The following is an 18,344-nucleotide window of genomic DNA, read 5'->3' on the forward strand; positions in this document are numbered from 1 at the left end:
GAGTCGACCAGAGTTGCGGGCGGCTCATAGCACGTTGATCGCCGGGCGCAAAGCGAAGCGGGTTTGGCGGCGGCGCGCAAACACGCCTATAAGCGCCACAAAACCTGCTTCGGAGCCGCATGCCCCGCTACGCCGTCACAGCGCTGATCGTCGCCTGCGCGCTCTTCATGGAGACGCTCGACTCCACCGTCATCGCCACCTCGCTGCCGGCGATCGCCGCCGATCTCGGCGAAGATCCGATCTCGCTGAAGCTGGCGCTGACCTCCTATCTCGTGTCGCTCGCCGTGTTCATTCCGGCGAGCGGCTGGGTCGCCGACCGCTATGGCGCGCGGCTGGTGTTCCGGCTGGCGATCGCGATCTTCACGCTCGCCTCGATCGGCTGCGGGCTCGCCGGAACATTGCCGGAGCTCGTGCTCGGCCGCCTTGCGCAGGGCCTCGGCGGCGCCATGATGGTGCCGGTCGGCCGGCTCTTGCTGATGCGTTCGATCGAACGCGGCGATCTTGTGCGCGCGCTCTCCTATCTGACCGTCCCGGCCCTGTTCGGCCCCGTAGTCGGACCCTTGTTCGGCGGCTTCATCACCACCTATTTTCATTGGCGTTGGATTTTCTGGATCAACGCGCCGATCGGCGTCCTCGGAATCGTCCTCGCCTCGATCTTCGTCGAGGACGTTCGGGAAGAAAATCCCGGCCCACTCGACGTCCTCGGCTTCATCCTGTCCGGCGTCGGCCTTTCCGCCGTCCTCTTCGGCCTCGCGGCGGCCGGCGGCGGCCTCGCCTCGGAGACCGTGATCGCCGCCCTGATCGGCGTCGGGGCCGCGGCGCTCGTCGGCTACCTCGTCCACGCCCGGCGCGCCGCCGCGCCCCTGCTCGACCTCAAGCTCTTGCGGCTGCAAACATTTCGCGCCAGCGTCCTCGGCGGCGCATTGTTCCGGGTCGGCATCGGCTCGCTGCCGTTTCTGCTGCCGCTGATGCTTCAGGTCGGCTTCGGCTATAGCGCCTTCCAATCCGGCTCGGTCACCTTCATCGCCTCGGCCGGGGCGCTCTTGATGAAGACGACTGCCGCGCCGATCCTGCGCCGCTTTGGCTTCCGCAGCGTGCTTGTCCGGGCGGCGCTCGCAAGCGGCCTTCTGCTCATGACTTATGGCTTCTTCACGCCGGCCACTCCGACGTTTTTGATGATGGGCGTCCTGCTCGTCAGCGGCTTTGTCAATTCGCTCCAGTTCACGGGGCTCAACGCGATCGCCTATGCCGAGATCGACACGGCCGATATGAGCCGGGCGGTCAGCTTCTCCTCGGTAATCCAGCAATTGTCGCTGAGCCTTGGCATCGCCGCCGGCGCCGCGGCGCTGCAGGGCTGGGCCCATCTTCATCCGGGCGCCGGGGTATTTTCGCCGGGGAGCTTCACCTTCGCCTTTTTGATGATGGGCCTGCTTGGCGTCGCCTCGGCGGCGGTTTTCATCCGCCTGCCGGCGGATGCGGGCGCTGAACTCAACACGCGGCCGTCGCGCTCGGGCGGCGACGCGGAGACCGCGCATTGACGTCTTATGACGCGTGGCCGCGAAATCCCGTCGCCAGCACATAAAGCTCCGAGGAATCGGCCCGGCTCGCCTGCGGCTTGACGTGGCGCACGACGGCGAAATCGCGCTTCAGCTTCGCGAGAAGCACATTCTCCGTGCCGCCCTGAAGCACTTTCGCCAGAAAGGCGCCGCCGGGGGCGAGCGCCTCGCAGGCGAAATCGCCAGCGAGCTCGACCAGCCCGACAATGCGCAGATGGTCGGTTTTCTTATGGCCGGTGGCGTTCGCGGCCATGTCCGACAGCACGACGTCGGCCTTGCCCCCCAGCCACTCGGTCAGCAGGCGGGGCGCCTCGGGTTCAAGAAAATCCATCACCTTGAATTCGGCGCCGGGCAGCGTCTCGATCGGCAATAGGTCGATGCCGATGATTCGAGCCCTGCCGGTTTGTCCCTCGCCCTGGGCGGCCCCGGTCCGGACGGCTGCGACCTGCGACCAGCCGCCTGGCGCAGCGCCAAGATCGATGATTTTCTGACCCGGTCTTAGAAAATGGAAGCGGTCGTCGATCTCAATGAGCTTATAGGCGGCGCGGGAGCGAAACCCCTCGCGCTTGGCCTGCGCCACATAGGGATCGTTCAATTGCCGCTGCAGCCAGAGCGTCGAGGACAGGGTGCGCTTGCGCGCGGTCTTCACGCGGGTTTTGAGGGACCGTCCGCCTTCGCGGCCCGAACTTGCGCCGCTCATCCGGCGGCCCGCTCGACCGCCCGGTCGCGGGCCAGATCCTCATCGATCAATTGCATCAAAATGCCTTCGCGCAAGCCGCGGTCTGCGATGCGCACCCGCTCGGCCGGAAAGGAGCGCCGGATCGCTTCGAGAATGGCGCAGCCAGCGAGCACCAGATCGGCGCGGCCGACGCCGATGCAGCCGTTCATGGCGCGCTCGTCATAGGTCATGTTGCGCAGAGAGGCGATGGCGCCGCTGACCTCCTCGCTCGACATCCACAGGCCGTCGACCCGGCGGCGATCATAGCGCGACAGACCGAGGAAGACGCCGGCGATGGTCGTCACGGTGCCCGACGTGCCGAGCAGATGAAACCGGCCGCAGCGTTGCTCCGCTCCCACCATCGCGACGAAATCCTGCAATTCGCCGGAGACATGTTCGACCATGGCGTCAAAGGTCGCCCCGGAGACATTGAGGCCGCCGAACCGCTCGGCCAGAGTGACGACGCCGAGTTTCAGCGAGACCCAGAAGCGCACCCGTTCGCGCAGCGGCGTTTCGGCTGGCTTGTCGGCCGACGCATCGCCGCGACAGGCCTGCCCGAGCCAGACGATTTCGGACGAGCCGCCGCCGATATCGAACAGCACGACGCTGGCGGCCGCAGCGTCGGCGAGCGAAGCCGAACCCGCAGCGGCGAGATGGGCCTCCGTCTCGCGATCGACAATTTCGAGGTCGAGCCCCGTTTCGAGGCGCGCGCGGCGCAGGAAATCGGCTCCGTTCTGCGCCGCGCGGCAGGCTTCGGTCGCGATCAGCCGGGCGCGGGTCACGCCGCGCGCCAGCATCTTCTGCCGGCAGATATCGAGAGCGTCGATTGTCCGCTCGATCGCGTCGGCGCTGAGCCGGCCGCTAACCGACAGCCCTTCTCCGAGCCTCACGATGCGGGAGAAGGAATCGATCACGCGAAATCCGGCGTCGCCATGCTTCGACGGCAGCGGCCGGGCGATCAGGAGGCGGCAATTATTGGTGCCGAGATCAAGCGCGGCGTAGACATGGCCGTCTCTCTCGCGCCGCTTGGCGCAAGGCTCGGGCGCATGGTCCTCGCGCGGCGGGCGGCAATCCTCACCCCGCAAAGCCGAGTCCGCCGCGGCGTCGATGCGCGAAAAATCCGGGTCGGCGCGATCTCCTGCTCTCACTACGCGCTCCCATGCGCCATCCGCGCAATCTCTACGCCGGAACGACAAGGGCGGCTCCGTTGCATAATTCCCACTGTAACAATCGCTTGATCAAACGCCAAGCGCCGTCATTTCCGAGGCAATTGCGCCTTTTGCGGGCGCCGCTCAGCAATGACGGAGCTTGGCGGCTCCTCATCAGTGATTTTCCTCGCCTGGCTTGGCCGGAGGTTTGCCGGCCGGCTTGCCCTGCTGCTGCATTTGTTGCGGCTGCGGCCTTGGCTGCTGCATTTGTTGCGGTTGAGGCCTCGGCTGCTGCTGCATTTGCTGAGGCTGGGGCCTCGGCTGCTGCATTTGCTGAGGTTGGGGCCTCGGTTGCTGCATCTGTTGAGGTTGGGGCCTCGGCTGCTGCATCTGCTGAGGTTGGGGCCTCGGCTGCTGCATCTGTTGAGGCTGAGGCCTCGGCTGCTGCATCTGCTGCGGAGCAGGCTGCGGTCGGGCCGCCGGCGGCCTTTCCATGGGCGGCGCCTGAGGCCTTTGCGCGGGCGGCGCGAGCCGGTCCCCGGGCTCCGTAGCGGGCCGTCCCGGTCTTGGCGCCCCGCCGGGCCTCGGGGCAGCAGGAACCGCATCGGAAGGCGCCGGCTGCAGAACCGCCGGGGGCTGGCCGGGGCGCCGTTGCGGACGCCCGCCGCCCCTTGGAGCTGCGCCGACGGGATTCGGCTCTGCGCCGATAGCGCCCGGCGAAGCGCCAACGGCGCCCGGCTTCACCGCGCCGCCTGGACCCCGCGGCTTGTGACCGCCCGCGGGCAGCGGAGGCAGATTATTTCCTGCCGGCAAGGCATGATCGGGCGGCGTCGCTGCGCCCCCCGGCGCTGAAACCGCCGCGCCCGGCGATCCCGGGGGAGTTGGAGCCAGCGGGCCGCCGGGAGCGGCGCCCGGCTGACCGTGGCGCCCTCGCTTTCCAGGACCGCCCTGCCCCGGCTGTCCGGGGACGGATTGGCCTGGGATGGGTTGACTTGAGATGGGTTGACCTGGCGCAGGCTGGCTTTGAACTGGAGCGCCGGGACCAGGCGGCTGATGCGGGCCGCCGGGACCCGGCAAGCCATGGATCGGCGGCCCTCCTTGACCGGGACGACCCGGCGCCGGCTGGCCGGGCAGCGGTTGAGCAGGCAGGGGTCGACCAGGCAGCGGTTGGCCGGGCGCCGGCTGCGCGGGCTGGCCCGGTTGACCCCCCGGTCCTCCCGCCTGCCCTCCACCCGGTCCTCCCGCGCCTCCAAATCCCGCGCCGCCCTGCCGATGACCGAAATCCGGCTGATCGAAGCGCCCGGCCGGACCGTTGTAGCGTCCGAACGGAATGGGAATCGGAATGGGAATCGGCAGGAATCCGAAGCCCTGCGGCGGGGGCGGCGGCGGCAGGCTGATGAATTCGACCGGCGGCGGCGGCAGAAAATAGAGCGGCGGCGGCGGAGGCGGTGGATAGCCGGCGTCAAAGATCACCACCGGACCATCGATGATCTCATATTCGATCGGAGGCGGCGGCGGCAGTCCGCCGAAATCATAGACGTCGAAGGCCGGCGGCGGCTCGACGGGCGCGGCGATGATCGAGAGCCTGCGCCGCGCGTCATAATAATGCGGGCCTTTCGGATAGCGTTGCATGTAGCTCCAATAGGCGTCGGCCGAATTGGCGGACACCGCGCGCCGCCAGGTGATCGCCTCACGCCGCGCCGCGACCAGCGCGCGTACCCGGCGGGCCAGCGGGTCCTTCGGATAAAGGCTCAGGAATTCCTGGTATCCGTCAATCGTATCGCGTTCGAGCGCCGCGGCGTAAGCCTCGCCCGGCGTCGGAAAAGAGCGCATCGGGCGCGCCTGAAGCGCCGCGTAATTTTCCGCAACCGGCGGGGCGTTCGGCGCGCCTTCCAGCAAAATCAGCGGCGGCGAAATATTCGCGGCGTCCCAGGGCGCGAACGCCCCCTTTGTCACCTCGTTGACGCGCAGCCGGACCTGCGAAAAGACGACGTCGATCGGCGCGCCGCCCTGCCGCAGCAATTCCGACAGCGCCTGTGCATAGGCGCCATAGGGCCCCGGCTCGTCCGGCGCGATCGTGCCGGGCGCGGCGTTGAAGGCGTAGAGCGCGCCGGGGTCGGCGTCGACGAGAGCAAGGCCGCCTGCGATGTGTCCGCCGGCGGCGTAGGAATTGGCGCGGGCCGCGTCGAGCACGACAATGCGGGCGCGCAGCGGCAGGCTGGCAAGCCCGCGCGTCAGGTCCGAGACCCGGACCGCCTGCAACGCCGCATCGCCCTCGCGCGAAATCACGGCGTCGATCGGGACGAAATAGTTTTCGCCTTCATATTGAAGGCCTCGACCGGCGAGATAGACGAAGACGATGGCGTTCGGCCCCGCCTGACTCGCCTTTTCGAGAAAGTCGCGAAAGGCGCGACGCAGCGATTCCTGGTCGAGATTGGCGGCGCCCGTGACATCGAAACCGGCGCCGCGCAGAGTTTCGGCGACAAGCCCCGCGTCATTGGCCGCGGTCGCGAGCGGCGCGGCATATTGGGCGTTGCCGATGACGAGCGCCAGCCGCGCGCCCCCGCTCTGGGCTCGCGCCGGCCTGGCGGGGCCAAGGCAAAGCGTCAAAGCGGCTACAAGGAGTCCCGTCAGGACGGATCTGAGCATTGGCTTTCCCAAGGAAAGAGGTTCGCGGCGGGTCTTAACTATTGGCGCCTTCGCTGCAGGAGCGCCATTCGTCGATACTACAGAATCAAGGACTTTCGGCCTCTTGCTCCGGCCTTCGTTAGAAAGAAGCATTGCGGCTGAACATTGGCTGAATGCGCAGGACAGATTATGCGTCTGGAAAGTCCTGCGGCGCCGTCACGCGATCAACCGCGCAACTTCCTCGCGCAGGGCCGGCAGAACCTCTGCGTCGAACCAGGGATTGCGCTTCAGCCAACCGCTATTGCGCCAGGACGGATGCGGCAGGGCGATGATTTTTGGCGCGGACCCGGCGAACTCGCGCCAGCGGCGCACGATCTCGTCGAGCCGGGCTCCCTTGGGCAAGGGACGGCCAAGACGCGCAAAGTGGTAATCCTGCGCATAGCGGCCGATCGCCAGCACGCAATCGACCTGCCCCATCGCCGCGAACAATTCGTCGTGCCAGAGCGCGCGGCATTCCGGGCGCGGCGGCAGATCGCTGCGGGCCGGCCCATGGCCGGGAAAGCAAAAGCCCATCGGCGCGATCGCGATGCGGCTCTCGTCATAGAAGGCGTCGCGCGACACATTCATCCATAGTCGCAGGCGGTCGCCCGAGGCGTCGTTGAAGGGCAGGCCGCTTTGATGCACGCGAATGCCCGGCGCCTGGCTCGCGATCAGAAGCCGCGCCGAGCCGGAGACCCGCAGAACTGGCCGCGGTTCATGCGGCAGCACGGCGCCCCGCGGCGAATCAAGGCATAGCCGACACGCTCTGATTCGCTGCGCGATCGCTGAGAGGCTCGAGGCAGAAGATTTGTCCGTCATCGGCGACCGTCAGCCCCTCCCGCTCCATATCGGCGCGCCGCGCCAGAGCTGTCGCGCTCATATGGGTGACGACGATGCGCTTTGCCGAAAAACGCGGCAGCTTCGCCTTCAGCGTCGGCCAGTCCATATGATACGGAACGGCGGCGTCGCCCGAATAGCATTCGCAGAGAAAGAGATCGGCGTTGGTGGAAATGTCGAACAGCGCCTCCGTCCATTGGGTGTCGCCCGAATAGGCGAAGACGGACTTGCCGTCGCTGAGCCGAACGCCCGCCGAAGCGGAGCCCGAGGAGTGGACGACGGCGAAGGTTTCGATCGCGAAGCCGCAGAGCTGGCCGGGCTCGCCCGGCGCGATCTCCTCGACGCGCCAGGGAAAGCTCCACTGCATTTTGGCGCCGCCCGGAAAGAACGCATCGCAGGCCTGGCGCAGACGCTCCCTAAAACCCGGCGGCCCCATCAGCAGCAGAGGCCGCGTGCGGCGTTCGATAAATTGGCAGTCGAGCAGCAAAAAAGGCAGGCCGCCGAAATGATCCCCGTGCAGATGCGAGATCGCCACGGCGTCGATCTGGTCGAAGGATAGGCCGAGCCTCTTCCAGGAGGCGATCGAACTCGCACCGAAATCGACGATGGCCGCGCCCGCGGCCGAGTCAATGCGGAAACAGGTGTGCGCGCGGCCGCCGGTGCCAAAGGCGTCTCCCGACCCAACAATGGTAACTTTCATGAACCGTCCTGTCGCCGGCGCGCGGCCTGGCCGGCGAGAACGACGTCGAGCCGCGCCGACGCTCCCGGACCCGTCCGTGCGCCGCGCTGCAGAGTGAAAGAAAAAACACTAATCGGTTGCGCCCGATTGAAATGTGCGCTGGCGCACATGCCGGCCGCCTGCCGCTCGATTTTCCATTTCTCCCTTGCGCCGGGCTTGCCCGTTGCTCGGCCAGCCTCGATCCAGCTTCGACTGCAAACAATGCGAATGATCCGGAGAGCCGCTCCTTAATGCCTTTGCGGCATAGTGCCGGGCAGTTCGCAAGGGTTCACAGGACGAGCGGAACCGCCCGGCAATGACGGAAATCGCCGCAGATCTCATCGCCATCCCGCCGGCGCCGCTGTCCCCCGGGCGCCTCAGAGGCGAAGGACGCGATGGCGCTACCGGAGCAGCTGAGCGAATCGAAGCGCCAACTTTCGATCCGCGCGATTTCGACGCCGCCCTGCTCGCCCTGTTCGCCAAGGGACGACGGTCCTCGGCCGTCACCATGGCCACGCTCAGCGCGATTTTCGCAGCGATCGCGCTGACCTGGATCGAGGTCGACGCCGTCGTGACATGGCTCTGCATCAGCCTCGCGGCGCAGGTTCTGACGCAGCTCATTGCGCGCCGGTTCCCGCAGCAAGACCTCGCGCACGCCGAAGCGCGGCGCTGGCGGCGCGATTTCATCGCCGCGGAAACCATTCAAGGCGCCATTTTCGCGCTTCTCGTGGCGCTGGTCGGGCATGCGGAGGATCCCGCCGCGCTCGCCTGCGCGGTGGTGATGGGGCTCCTGGTCGCCGCGATGAACGCGACCATCAGCCCGTCGATTCCCGCGGCGGCGGTCGGCGGCATGGCCCCTGTCGCCCTCGCCATGCTGAGCCTGCTCGGGGCGCCGCATCTCGCCGACGGCGCCGCGCAGATGATCGTGCTCGGCTTCGGCGCGCAGCTCTGCTTCCTGATGCTCGCCCGGAAACTCTACGCCAGCGCCCTCGAGGCTCTCTCCTTCCAGGCTGAAAAGGACGATCTCATCGCCGAACTTGAGCAGTCCAAGGCGAACAGCGATCTGGCGCGGCGTCGGGCCGAGGAGGCGAACCTCGCCAAATCCCATTTCCTCGCCACCATGAGCCATGAGCTGCGCACGCCGCTCAACGCCATCCTGGGTTTCTCCGAGGTCATGAAAGGCGAATTGTTCGGGGCCCATATCGTCGCCTCCTACAAGGAATATTCGAACGACATTCACGCCAGCGGCCATCATCTGCTGATGCTGATCAATGAGATTCTCGATCTCTCCCGCATCGAAGCCGGGCGGCTGGAGCTGAAAGAGGAGGCCGTGGCGCTCGACCATATTGTCGAGGATTGCCATCATCTATTGGCGCTGCGGGCCAAGAAGCGCGGCGTCACGATCACCGAGGCGATCGAGGCGGATCTGCCGCGCATTCGGGCGGACGAGCGCGCCGTGCGGCAGATGACGTTGAATTTGCTCTCGAACGCTGTCAAATTCACTCCGCCGGGCGGCCGCGTCCGGATCCGGATCGGCTGGACCGCCGCCGGGGGCCAATATCTCGCCGTACGCGATTCAGGGCCCGGCATTCCTGAGGAGGAGATCCCGATCGTCATGTCGTCCTTCGGCCGCGGCGCGCTCGCCCGCAAAAACGCCGAGGAAGGCTCAGGCCTCGGCCTCCCGATCGTCAAGGGACTCGTCGAGCTGCATGAGGGAACTTTCATCCTGAAATCCAACGTCGGCGAAGGCGCCGAGGCGATCGTGATCTTTCCGGCCTCCCGCATCATTCCGCCGGGCGCCGGCCTCGACCTGGACCTTGGCGCCGCGCGGCAGCGCCGCCGCGCCCGGCGCGAGGCGCAGCAGATCGCCTGAACGGGGCGCCCGATTTTTTCCGACGGGATGCCTGATTGCGATCCGCGCGTCCGGCAAATGGAAATAATTCATCGAAAATCGTCGTGATTTAACGCCTTTGTGGGCGGATCGGCGCGCGAAAAGCTGATAAAGCGCGTGCGATGGCGCGCCAAAGACGGCGCTGCAGGAAAAACAGCAAGGAGAGGCCTTGATCCGCACCGTTTCGGCAGCGCTTCGGCGAGCCGCCGCGCCTGCCGCACTGGCTATCGCCCTTGTGACAGCCTCGCTCACCGCGGCACGCCTTTTCACAGCGCCGTTCCTGGCGAGCGCCGCGGCTGAAGAAGCCGCGCCTGCGCCGAGCGCGGAGGCGGAATCCGCCCCGGCCGCTGCGTCAAAACCCGCAACCGCGGCGCCGACGACGCCGCCTCACCCCCTCCCGCCGCCGGCGACGACGCGGCAAAGCGTCGACCTGCCGGGCCGCGCCCTGCGCTTCAAGGCGGTCGCCGGTGCGATCCGCCTCAGCGATGCGCAGAGCGGCGAGGCGCAGGCCGACGTCGCCACTGTCGCCTACAGCCTCGAAGGTCAGGACGCGGCCAAACGTCCCTTGGTCTTCGTCGTCAACGGCGGACCCGGCGCGGCCTCCGCCTGGCTCAACCTCGGCGCCCTCGGTCCATGGCGGCTCGATCTCGGCAAGGATCCGGTCTCGCCCTCCGCCCCGGCCGCGCTCGTCGGCAATGCCGAGACCTGGCTCGATTTCGCCGATCTGGTGTTCATCGATCCGCCGCTCACTGGCTATAGCCGCATCCTCGCCAAGGGCGACGGCGCGCGGCGTCAGTTACTGTCGGTCGACGGCGACATCGAGGCGCTCGCCGTTGTCATCCGCAAATGGCTGACGTCCAATCAAAGGCTCGAAAGCCCAAAATTCATCGTCGGCGAAAGCTACGGCGGTTTTCGCGCGCCAAAACTCACCCGGCGCCTTCAGGAAAACGAAGGCGTCGGGATCAAGGGGATTATTCTGATCTCTCCGGTTATCGATTTCAGCTGGTTCGAAGCGGCCAACAGCCCTTTGCCGGTGATGACCCAATTGCCCTCGCTTACTGCCGCGGCGCGGGGCCTGAGGCCCGCGGACGCCAAGGCGCTTGACGAGGTCGAGAGTTTTGCCTCCGGGCCTTATCTGACCGACCTCTTGCGCTCGGAACGCGACCCCGCCGCCCTGACCCGCATCGTCGATGGGGTCGCGCGCCTGACCGGCCTCGAACCCGCCTTTGTCCGCCGCCTGGGCGGCCGGGTGGACCCGTCGAGCTTTGCGCGCGAGGCGGGCCGCGCGGAAGCGAAAATCTTCAGCCGCTACGACATGACGATAGCCGGCTTCGATCCCTCGCCGCACGCCGCCGACACGAATTTTTCCGATCCGGTGCTCGATGCGACGAAAACGCCTTTCGCCAGCGCTATGGCCAACCTCACGGCGACAAAGCTCGGCTGGCCGGTCGATGCGCGCTACGAGATCCTGAACGAATCCGTGAGCCGCCAGTGGAATTGGGACGGCGGACGCGGCAAGAACCAGTCCTTGAGCGACCTCAGCCAGGCGCTCGCGATCGATGCGGAGTTTCGCGTGCTGATTGTGCATGGGCTGACCGATCTGGTGACGCCCTATTTCGCCTCAAAGCTGCTGATCGGCCAGATCCCGCCCTTCGGCGATCCCGGCCGCGTCGCGCTCAAAATCTATGAAGGCGGCCACATGCCCTGGCTCCGCGAAAGCGGCCGGGCCGCCCTGCGCGACGACGCGCGCAAATTGATCGAGGGGAAATAGGTCGAGGCGATGCCGTCGATCAATGTTCTTCGCCGTTATCGCCTTCGATAGACGTCGCCAGACCGAGAAGCTCGCTGTGATATTTCCTAAGCCTATCGAAATGCGCTTGCATAGCTCCTGCGATCTCTCTCGAATTCTTCACGGCAAGGAAGTGCCCTACGATTTGCGAGTAGTGTTCTGCTTGTCTTGGTAATCTGAGTGCCGGATCTCTTTTCTCCGCAATCTCGGCATCAGACATGACCTGAACAATTTGAGCAGGTTTTGTGACTATTTCAACACCCGCCGGTTTCGGTGGGACTTTTCCATTCATCAACGCTGATTTGCCATGATACTCGTGAAAGAGATGACGTTCCAATTCGTTGATCTCAGCTCTGTTAATTACGGGATAGGCCCATACCCAAGCTATTTCCCAAACGTCAATCTGGCGATTCGCGATGATGTCGGATCGCGCTGATGTTAAATGCCTATTAACCCTGCTTCTAATGCTGTCTACAGATTGGCCGACATAAATTGGTATTTCGTCCAGATCGCAAAGAACATAACAGCCAATCTGATTGACCAGCGTGCGAACGGCCTTGCGGCGAAAAACAAGATCAATTGCCAAGAATCGTCACGCTCATTCGGCAGCCAGCAGTTCGCCGCTCCGCGCATTGGCCGCCAGCACAGGTTCAAGAAAATTCGCGGCGAGGTGCCTGACGAGCGGCGCACACACGCCATCTCCGGCTATATGATAGGCGTCGTTATAACGTTCCGGCAGCCTGTAGCTATCGTCCAATCCCATCAGACGCGCAGCTTCGCGCGGCGAGAGCAATCGCGAGCGAATTTTGTCTCGATCAATGACCAGGATCGTCTGGCGGCTCGAGCCGCCCGCCGGGGTGCGCAGACATCCGGAGACGTTGTCAAACCGAACCTCTGCGCGCTGGCATTTTGCTCCATTTTCATCAAGGCGCGTACGCCGGTAAACGCCTCCAACAATTTTCCGTCCAAGCTTTCTTGCAGCCTCCACCTTTGCCTTGTTGAGGGGAGACATCAGACCGAGCAGATATTTTGTTTGCGTCGAACTGTGCCATGCGACGCCCTTGGGTTCGTCCTCAATGAGATCCGCGAAATCATGCTTTCGCGCTTCTGGCGTTTCTAGGCGCCACCAATGCCAGTTCTTCCGAGCCTGGGCCGAAATTCCCGTTTGCGATTTGATTAAGGTTTGCGGATGCCAACGCGCATCGGGGGCGTCAGAAATCAGCGTCGCAGGGACGCGCAGATTTTGCGCGACGGCGATAAAGAAAACGCGGGGCCGACTCTGCGGCACAAAAAGCCTTGCGTCGATTACCACAGCGCCAAAACGATAGTCCGCGTCCGAAAGAGCCGAGCAGATCGCCGAAAAGTCCTCACCCCCTCGCGAGGTGAGCGCGCCATATACATTTTCCAGAACGATGAGACGCGGCGGCCTATCTTCTGCCTTCAGCGCTTTGATGAGCGCCCAGAAAGGCCAAAATGTGCCAGATCTCGTCTGCACATTCGCTTGGGCTTGACCTAACCCGCGGTAATCGCCCGCGAGGGAGAGATCCTGACAGGGAAACGATGCCCAGGCCAGATCCGCCACGCCCGGCATGTCCGCTGGCCTGATTTTCGCAACATCTCCAAAAATAAAGTGGTTGGAGCCCCAGTTCTGAATGTAGGCTGCAGCCTTCATCTTGCTGAAGTCATTCGCAAATACGCATTGCCAACCATCGCCAAGACCGGCGCGCGCCATACCGCCGCCAGCAAAGAATTCATAATAAATGGGCGCTATCCGGTTCAACTTGTATGAATTTCCCAAAAGACTGATTCTTGGGTAGGCGGATCGTTATCAGAAACAAGAATACCGCCCTTTGGAGGATCGGCCTACCCCCCGACCTTGCCCGCCACCTGCGCCTCCGCGAAGGTCGCCATGCCCGTGTGGCAGGCGACGGCCGCCTTGATCAAGCCGACCGCAAGCGCGGCGCCGGACCCCTCGCCAAGCCGCATGCCAAGGTCCAGCAGCGGAATTTTCCCCAGCCGGCGCAAAACCTCGCCATGGGCGCCTTCGGCCGACAGATGGCCGGCGAGGCAATGGTCGAGCGCGCTTTTGTCGACTGCATGCAAAATCGCTGCGGCGGCACAAACGACATAGCCGTCGAGCACCACCGGAATATTCTGCATCCGCGCCGCGACGATCGCCCCCGCCATCGCCGCGATCTCGCGGCCCCCGAGTCGGCGCATCACTTCGAGCGGGTCGCTCAAGAACGGCCGGTGCAAAGCGACGGCCGTCTCGACGGCCGCCATCTTGCGCGCGAGCGCTTCACCCTCGACCCCGGCGCCGCGCCCGACCCAATCGGCGGCGCTTCCGCCGTAGAGGGCATAGAAAATCGCCGCCGCGACCGTCGTGTTGCCGATGCCCATTTCACCGACGCAGAGAAGGTCGACGCCGCCATCGATCGCCTCCATGCCGAACGCGAAGGTCGCCGCTGTCTCCGCCGCCTCCATCGCCGGCTCTTCGGTGATGTCCTTGGTCGGGATGTCGAGCGCGAGTTCGAAAACCTTCAGGCCGACGCCGAACGCGCCGCAAATCTGATTGATCGCCGCCCCGCCCGCCGAAAAATTCTGCATCATGGCGCGTGTGACGGAAGGCGGATAGGCCGAGACGCCCTTGGCGACGACCCCATGGTTTGCCGCGAAAACGGCGACCAACGGCCGGTCGAGCGTCGGCGACGGCTTGCCCTGCCAGCTCGCGAGAAAAGCCGCGATCTCCTCGAGCCGTCCGAGCGAGCCCTGCGGCTTCGTCAACTCCGCCTGCCGGGCTCTGGCGGCGGCGGCGGCGCGTTCGGATGCAGGAGGCATCTTCCCGATCAGATGGCGGATCGAGTCGAGCGGAGCGGCGTCTGCGAGCATGGCGAATCTTTCGGCAGGCAATAGCCGGTCGAAGCCGGCTCATGGGCCCTCCTTAGCATGACGCCAAGAAGTTGCAGCGCTTTTGGGATCGACTTCGGCACCGCAGCATTCGCCATCGGCGCCGCGCAATCGCGACATTTGTACGCGGCGGCCCCAAATTTTATTTAGTGAAAGCAAAAGTCACTTTCACGGAAATTATTAACAGAAACGTTATTGTACAGGCCAAGCAGGGAACCCGCGTCAAACTGTCCCGCAGCCTCTATGTTGCACTGCGACATCTACAGGTCTACATAACGTCGCAACGGATGAAACGCGTTTCTATGGAAGGAAGCGAATCCTTATCTTCTGAATGCCTATGTGGAGCACCCGAGATGATTAACAAATTTTCCCCCTTCGCCCTTGGTCTCGCGGGCGCTTTTGCGATGATCTCCGCCGTTTGCGCCCAGCCGGCCGCCCAGCAAAATCTCGATCGCGAGCCGACCGGCTCGATCGCCGCGCCCTCCCCCGAAAAGGACGGCGTCAGGGTCTATTGTTTCAATGGCGCGGCCCGCGACGGGACGAAGACGCAGCGCGGCTGGGTTTGCCAGCAGGACACCGGCGCCGCGTCCGACGCGCGCTGAGCGTCGCTTTGCGCGATGCGAGCCTCGACAAGGGGCTAACGATCCTTGATGAGAAGCAATGCGCCCCGGCTCTTTGCTTCTCATCGATCTTCTGACCTGCCTGCGTTTTGCAACGCGACTTCCGCTGCCCGTCTTCGCCTTCGAAGCCGCAGCGCCGCAGGATTTTTCTGATTTTGGCCGCGCCCTGCGCCTTTTTCCGGTGGCCGGCGCGCTGATCGGTCTTAGCGCCGCCGTCGTTCTGGCCGCCGCTTCCACTCTGGGCCTTGCGCCCCTCCTCGCCGCGCCTCTCTCTGTCGCCGCCCTCATTGCCGCCAGCGGCGGGCTGCATGAAGACGGGCTGGCCGATTGCGCCGACGCGGCCGGCGGCGCCACGCGCCCGCGCAAGCTCGAGATCATGGCCGACAGCCGAATCGGCGCCTACGGCGCTCTCGCGCTCGGCCTCTCTCTGTTCATCCGCATCGTCGCGCTCGCCGCCATCGCCGAACGGTCGCTGTTTCTGGCCGGGACGGTGTTGATCGGGGCGGCGGCGGCGGCGCGCGCGGCCGCTCTCATTCCGCTCTCTGTTCTGCCGCCGGCGCGAAGCAGCGGCGCCGGTTTTTCGGCCGGGCGCCTGCGCGCGCCAACTCTCGTCGTCGCAACGATGCTCGGAGCCATCTTCGCCGCTCTAACGATTTCTGCCGGGGCGAACCCCTTGCGGCCGGCGTTCGCCGTCGCCGCTTGCGTCCTTGCGGGACTTGCGGCGAGCGCACTGGCCAGGGTGGCGCTAGGCGGACAGACCGGCGACGTCGCCGGCGCCGCCGAGCAGATGGCCGAGATTCTGTTCTATCTCGTTTTCGCCGCGCAGATCTGACGCGCGTCAGAGACCCGCGAGATATTGCGTCGGATCGACCGGCGTCGCGCCCTTGCGCAATTCAAAATGCAGCTGCGGCGACGCGACATTGCCGCTCTGGCCCGATTTGGCGATGGTCTGGCCGCGCTTGACGGTCTCGCCGCGCTTGACCTCGATGTCGCCATTGTTGGCGTAGGCCGAGACGAAGCCGTTCGGATGGCGGATCAGGATGAGATTGCCATAGCCCTTCAATTCGCTGCCGGCATAGGCGACGACGCCGCTCTCCGCCGCCTTCACCGAGGTGCCTTCCGGCACGGCGATGTTGATGCCGTCATTGCCGCCGGGCTTGAACGCCTGGATGATGCGGCCGCGCGCCGGCCAGCGGAATTCGGGGTTGGCGCCCGCCGCCTTGCCGGAGTCGCCCTCGTCCTCAGCCGCCGCTTTCGCCTCGACGGCTGGGGCCGCGGATTTCGCCGTCTCAGCCTTGGGCGTATCCGCCTTTGTCAAAGCGGCGGTCTTGACCGGCTCCGTCTTTATGGATGCCGCTTTCGTGCTCACGGCAGGCTGCGCAGCGGCGGCCTTGGCGGCGGCTTCAGCTGTTTTCTTCGGGGTTTCAGGGACAAAAGCCGCCGAACGCGGCGGAGCGCCCAGCTTTTCGCTCTTTGCCGCGCTATTGGCGGAAGCGCTCGCGAACTGCTGCGTCGCCGGGGCGCCCTTCAGAAGCTTGATCTTTTGCGCATGCATCTCGTCGGGCGTGCGCGCCGGCTTGGGGGCAGAGACGGGCGCGGCAGCCGGCGCCTGCGCGACCGCCATCGGCGCGCCAACCGCATGATAAACGGGAATGATGACGCGCGCGCCGGGCTGCACCTGCGCCGCGTTCGAAAAGCCATTGGCCTTGAGCAGCGCGTCGGTCGGAACGCCGTAGCGGCGGGCGATGAGGTCGGCGCTCTCGCCCTGCGCGATGGAGATCGGCGTGCCTCCCGCAGCCGTCCAGCCGGCGGGGCCCTGTGCGCCATGCGCCGGCAGGGAGGCGACGACGGCGGGGCGCTGCGATGAGGCCGCCGCGAGCGGACGGGACTGCACCGGCGTCACGGGCGCGCCCGGATTGATGCTCGACGTCGGCGCGGGATCGGTCGGCGCCTGCGCCGTCGAAAACGGATTGGAGAAAGGATCGGCCATGCGCTCCGATCCTGCGCAGCCGGCAAGCACGCTGGCGGAGACGCCGATGAGCGCGAACCGGAACGCGAGGCGTGAGCGATAAACCAATGCAATGTGACTCATGACGCAACCCACCGACGCAGCAGCTATGACCGCATTAAGGGCTACGCGAGTTAAGGGAGCGTTTAAGATGAACGCAACTTCAACAAAAAGAGAGAATGATTAAGCTTATCGTCCGGAAGTCTTCGCGCAGCCTCAAAGCGCGCGGGATTTACCGGCAAGGATCGGCTGCATCCGGCACGGGCAGACCGGCGCGACATCGAATCCGCCCCCGCCGTTGCGGGTCACGCGCACAATATGCTGGCGCCGCGGCTCGCCGCGATCGGGGCGCGCCATGACGAGAACGCCGCCGTCCGCCAGAACGCCGAGGAGCGCATCCGGCGGCTCGGCCAGGGCGCCCTGCACAATGATTTTGTCGAAGGGCCCGAATGCAGCGGCGCCAGCGAGGCCGTCGCCCCAGATCACACGCGCATTTTGAACGCCGAGCTGTTCCAGCCGCGCGCCGGCTTCCACCGCGAGGGTCTGAAAGCGCTCGAACGACACGATCCGGCTGGCGATGCGGGCGATCAGCGCGGCGGCGTAGCCGGAGCCGGCGCCGATCTCAAGCACAACACAGCGCGGCGAGAGAGACAGCGCTTCGATCATCCGCGCGCAGAGCCAGGGCTCGGGCAGAGTCTGGCCGCAGCGCAGCGGCAGGGCGAGATTGCGCCGGGCCAGGTCGCGGTAACGGTGCGGCACAAAAGTCTCGCGCGGAACCGTCTCGAGCGCGCGCAAAAGATTGACGTCCTGGATGCCGCGCGCCCGCATCTCGAGAAGAAACGCCGCCTTCGATTGCGGGCGCAGAGCCGGAAATCCGGCGGCGGCGATCGGATCGGGCGGCGCCCCGTCGATTTGGCGCATGCTTCGGGCTCCCCTCTGGCGGAGCCCGGCGCACATCGTCTGGCGTCGAATCGCGGGCGCTTCGCCCGACCGCTCATATCATTCGCGGCCGAATTGGCACAGCCATGCCGCGGATCGCGATTCCGCGAGCGTCAGGCTGGATCTCGACGCTCCCGGCTCTATTTTTGCGGCAATTCGATTTCAGGCGGACTGAAACGCGTCCATCGCCCGCGCCGAATAGATGAGCGCCGCGCCCTCGTTCAGCGCGATCGCGACGCCCAAGGCTTCAACGACTTCTTCTTTCGTGGCCCCGGCCTTGCGCGCGAGGTCGGAATGAAACGCGATACAGCCGTCGCACCGAGTCGTGACCGCCACGGCCAGCGCGATGAGCTCGCGCGTTTTGGCGCCAAGGCCGGCGCCGGCCGGAGCCGCGTCGGAGAGTATTTGGTTTCCCTTCAATATTCCCGGACTGATCTCACCGATCGTCGAGAGAGTTCCCATGAGCTGTTCGCGATAGGCGGCCCAATTCAACATATCCGGCGTCTCCCTTGTTAATTTCTAGTGTCTACCTATTAATAGGTAGTT

At 65.4% G+C, this 18,344-nt stretch carries 16 protein-coding genes; 5 read left to right on the top strand and 11 right to left on the bottom strand.

Annotation, left to right across the window (positions count from 1 at the left end):
* The first annotated feature begins 119 nt into the window (after positions 1-119).
* Entirely contained in the window at positions 120-1,538 is a 1,419-nt protein-coding gene (locus tag MSIL_RS06800; protein WP_012590364.1) for an MFS transporter, read from the top strand.
* A gap of 4 nt (positions 1,539-1,542) precedes the next feature.
* Here the strand turns inward: MSIL_RS06800 and MSIL_RS06805 are convergent, their stop codons facing one another.
* The 5 genes from MSIL_RS06805 to MSIL_RS06830 form a co-directional block, all read right to left on the bottom strand.
* Complete coding sequence (locus MSIL_RS06805; protein WP_012590365.1) at positions 1,543-2,256, bottom strand: RlmE family RNA methyltransferase; 714 nt, start codon at positions 2,254-2,256, stop codon at positions 1,543-1,545.
* A complete protein-coding gene (locus MSIL_RS06810) occupies positions 2,253-3,422 on the bottom strand; it encodes a Ppx/GppA phosphatase family protein (protein WP_012590366.1) in 1,170 nt (389 codons plus the stop codon). Before MSIL_RS06810 ends, MSIL_RS06805 begins: the two co-directional genes overlap by 4 nt.
* A 174-nt stretch (positions 3,423-3,596) precedes the next feature.
* Positions 3,597-6,071 carry a caspase family protein gene (locus MSIL_RS06820; RefSeq protein ID WP_012590367.1) on the bottom strand — a complete coding sequence of 825 codons (2,475 nt, stop codon included), beginning with the start codon at positions 6,069-6,071 and terminating at the stop codon, positions 3,597-3,599.
* Positions 6,072-6,266: 195 nt separating this feature from the next.
* Positions 6,267-6,908 (bottom strand): uracil-DNA glycosylase family protein, encoded by a 642-nt coding sequence (locus MSIL_RS06825; RefSeq protein WP_041367709.1) that lies wholly within the window; start codon positions 6,906-6,908, stop codon positions 6,267-6,269.
* Positions 6,835-7,626 (bottom strand): MBL fold metallo-hydrolase, encoded by a 792-nt coding sequence (locus MSIL_RS06830; RefSeq protein WP_012590369.1) that lies wholly within the window; start codon positions 7,624-7,626, stop codon positions 6,835-6,837. Before MSIL_RS06830 ends, MSIL_RS06825 begins: the two co-directional genes overlap by 74 nt.
* Before the next feature lie 334 nt (positions 7,627-7,960).
* Between MSIL_RS06830 and MSIL_RS22175 the strand changes: the two genes are divergently transcribed.
* Together MSIL_RS22175 and MSIL_RS06840 are read left to right on the top strand one after the other, a co-directional pair.
* Positions 7,961-9,517, top strand: coding sequence for a sensor histidine kinase (locus tag MSIL_RS22175; RefSeq protein ID WP_012590370.1), 1,557 nt, complete (start codon positions 7,961-7,963; stop codon positions 9,515-9,517).
* 187 nt (positions 9,518-9,704) lie between these two features.
* On the top strand, positions 9,705-11,306 hold the full coding sequence (locus MSIL_RS06840) for a S10 family peptidase (RefSeq protein WP_012590371.1): 1,602 nt from the start codon (positions 9,705-9,707) through the stop codon (positions 11,304-11,306).
* A 19-nt stretch (positions 11,307-11,325) separates the two neighbouring features.
* Here the strand turns inward: MSIL_RS06840 and MSIL_RS20600 are convergent, their stop codons facing one another.
* From MSIL_RS20600 to cobT, 3 genes are all read right to left on the bottom strand, one after another.
* The gene (locus MSIL_RS20600) at positions 11,326-11,910 is read right to left on the bottom strand and encodes a GIY-YIG nuclease family protein (RefSeq protein ID WP_083772186.1); all 585 of its coding nucleotides are present in this window, start codon (positions 11,908-11,910) and stop codon (positions 11,326-11,328) included.
* Between the two features lie 12 nt (positions 11,911-11,922).
* On the bottom strand, positions 11,923-13,104 hold the full coding sequence (locus MSIL_RS06845) for a DNA cytosine methyltransferase (RefSeq protein WP_012590372.1): 1,182 nt from the start codon (positions 13,102-13,104) through the stop codon (positions 11,923-11,925).
* Between the two features lie 83 nt (positions 13,105-13,187).
* Positions 13,188-14,213, bottom strand: a complete 1,026-nt coding sequence (gene cobT / locus MSIL_RS06850; RefSeq protein WP_012590373.1) for a nicotinate-nucleotide--dimethylbenzimidazole phosphoribosyltransferase — start codon at positions 14,211-14,213, stop codon at positions 13,188-13,190.
* A 371-nt stretch (positions 14,214-14,584) separates the two neighbouring features.
* On the opposite strand from cobT, the gene MSIL_RS20075 reads away from it, so the two are divergent.
* Complete coding sequence (locus tag MSIL_RS20075; protein ID WP_012590374.1) at positions 14,585-14,833, top strand: hypothetical protein; 249 nt, start codon at positions 14,585-14,587, stop codon at positions 14,831-14,833.
* Between the two features lie 58 nt (positions 14,834-14,891).
* Complete coding sequence (gene cobS / locus MSIL_RS06855) at positions 14,892-15,683, top strand: adenosylcobinamide-GDP ribazoletransferase (RefSeq protein ID WP_012590375.1); 792 nt, start codon at positions 14,892-14,894, stop codon at positions 15,681-15,683.
* A gap of 6 nt (positions 15,684-15,689) precedes the next feature.
* On the opposite strand, the gene MSIL_RS06860 is transcribed toward cobS, so the two are convergent.
* The 3 genes from MSIL_RS06860 to MSIL_RS06875 all read right to left on the bottom strand — a co-directional run bounded on the left by MSIL_RS06860 (position 15,690) and on the right by MSIL_RS06875 (position 18,293).
* Positions 15,690-16,943, bottom strand: coding sequence for a peptidoglycan DD-metalloendopeptidase family protein (locus MSIL_RS06860; protein WP_012590376.1), 1,254 nt, complete (start codon positions 16,941-16,943; stop codon positions 15,690-15,692).
* A 132-nt stretch (positions 16,944-17,075) separates the two neighbouring features.
* The gene (locus MSIL_RS06865; RefSeq protein ID WP_012590377.1) at positions 17,076-17,780 is read right to left on the bottom strand and encodes a protein-L-isoaspartate O-methyltransferase family protein; all 705 of its coding nucleotides are present in this window, start codon (positions 17,778-17,780) and stop codon (positions 17,076-17,078) included.
* Positions 17,781-17,960: 180 nt separating this feature from the next.
* Positions 17,961-18,293: a carboxymuconolactone decarboxylase family protein gene (locus tag MSIL_RS06875; protein WP_012590378.1), complete on the bottom strand. Its 333-nt coding sequence runs from the start codon at positions 18,291-18,293 to the stop codon at positions 17,961-17,963.
* Between the last annotated feature and the right edge of the window lie 51 nt (positions 18,294-18,344).

It is taken from the genome of Methylocella silvestris BL2, from assembly GCF_000021745.1.
In the GTDB taxonomy this organism is placed as follows: domain Bacteria; phylum Pseudomonadota; class Alphaproteobacteria; order Rhizobiales; family Beijerinckiaceae; genus Methylocapsa; species Methylocapsa silvestris.

Excerpts from the sequence above, each read along its gene's own strand:
- MSIL_RS06875 (WP_012590378.1), bottom strand. The coding sequence starts at position 18,293 with ATGTTGAATTGGGCCGCCTATCGCGAACAGCTCATGGGAACTCTCTCG.
- MSIL_RS06825 (WP_041367709.1), bottom strand. The coding sequence starts at position 6,908 with ATGACGGACAAATCTTCTGCCTCGAGCCTCTCAGCGATCGCGCAGCGA.
- MSIL_RS06860 (WP_012590376.1), bottom strand. The coding sequence starts at position 16,943 with ATGAGTCACATTGCATTGGTTTATCGCTCACGCCTCGCGTTCCGGTTC.
- MSIL_RS06865 (WP_012590377.1), bottom strand. The coding sequence starts at position 17,780 with ATGCGCCAAATCGACGGGGCGCCGCCCGATCCGATCGCCGCCGCCGGA.
- MSIL_RS06800 (WP_012590364.1), top strand. The coding sequence starts at position 120 with ATGCCCCGCTACGCCGTCACAGCGCTGATCGTCGCCTGCGCGCTCTTC.
- MSIL_RS06805 (WP_012590365.1), bottom strand. The coding sequence starts at position 2,256 with ATGAGCGGCGCAAGTTCGGGCCGCGAAGGCGGACGGTCCCTCAAAACC.
- cobS (WP_012590375.1), top strand. The coding sequence starts at position 14,892 with ATGCGCCCCGGCTCTTTGCTTCTCATCGATCTTCTGACCTGCCTGCGT.
- MSIL_RS22175 (WP_012590370.1), top strand. The coding sequence starts at position 7,961 with ATGACGGAAATCGCCGCAGATCTCATCGCCATCCCGCCGGCGCCGCTG.
- cobT (WP_012590373.1), bottom strand. The coding sequence starts at position 14,213 with ATGCTCGCAGACGCCGCTCCGCTCGACTCGATCCGCCATCTGATCGGG.
- MSIL_RS06830 (WP_012590369.1), bottom strand. The coding sequence starts at position 7,626 with ATGAAAGTTACCATTGTTGGGTCGGGAGACGCCTTTGGCACCGGCGGC.
- MSIL_RS06820 (WP_012590367.1), bottom strand. The coding sequence starts at position 6,071 with ATGCTCAGATCCGTCCTGACGGGACTCCTTGTAGCCGCTTTGACGCTT.
- MSIL_RS20075 (WP_012590374.1), top strand. The coding sequence starts at position 14,585 with ATGATTAACAAATTTTCCCCCTTCGCCCTTGGTCTCGCGGGCGCTTTT.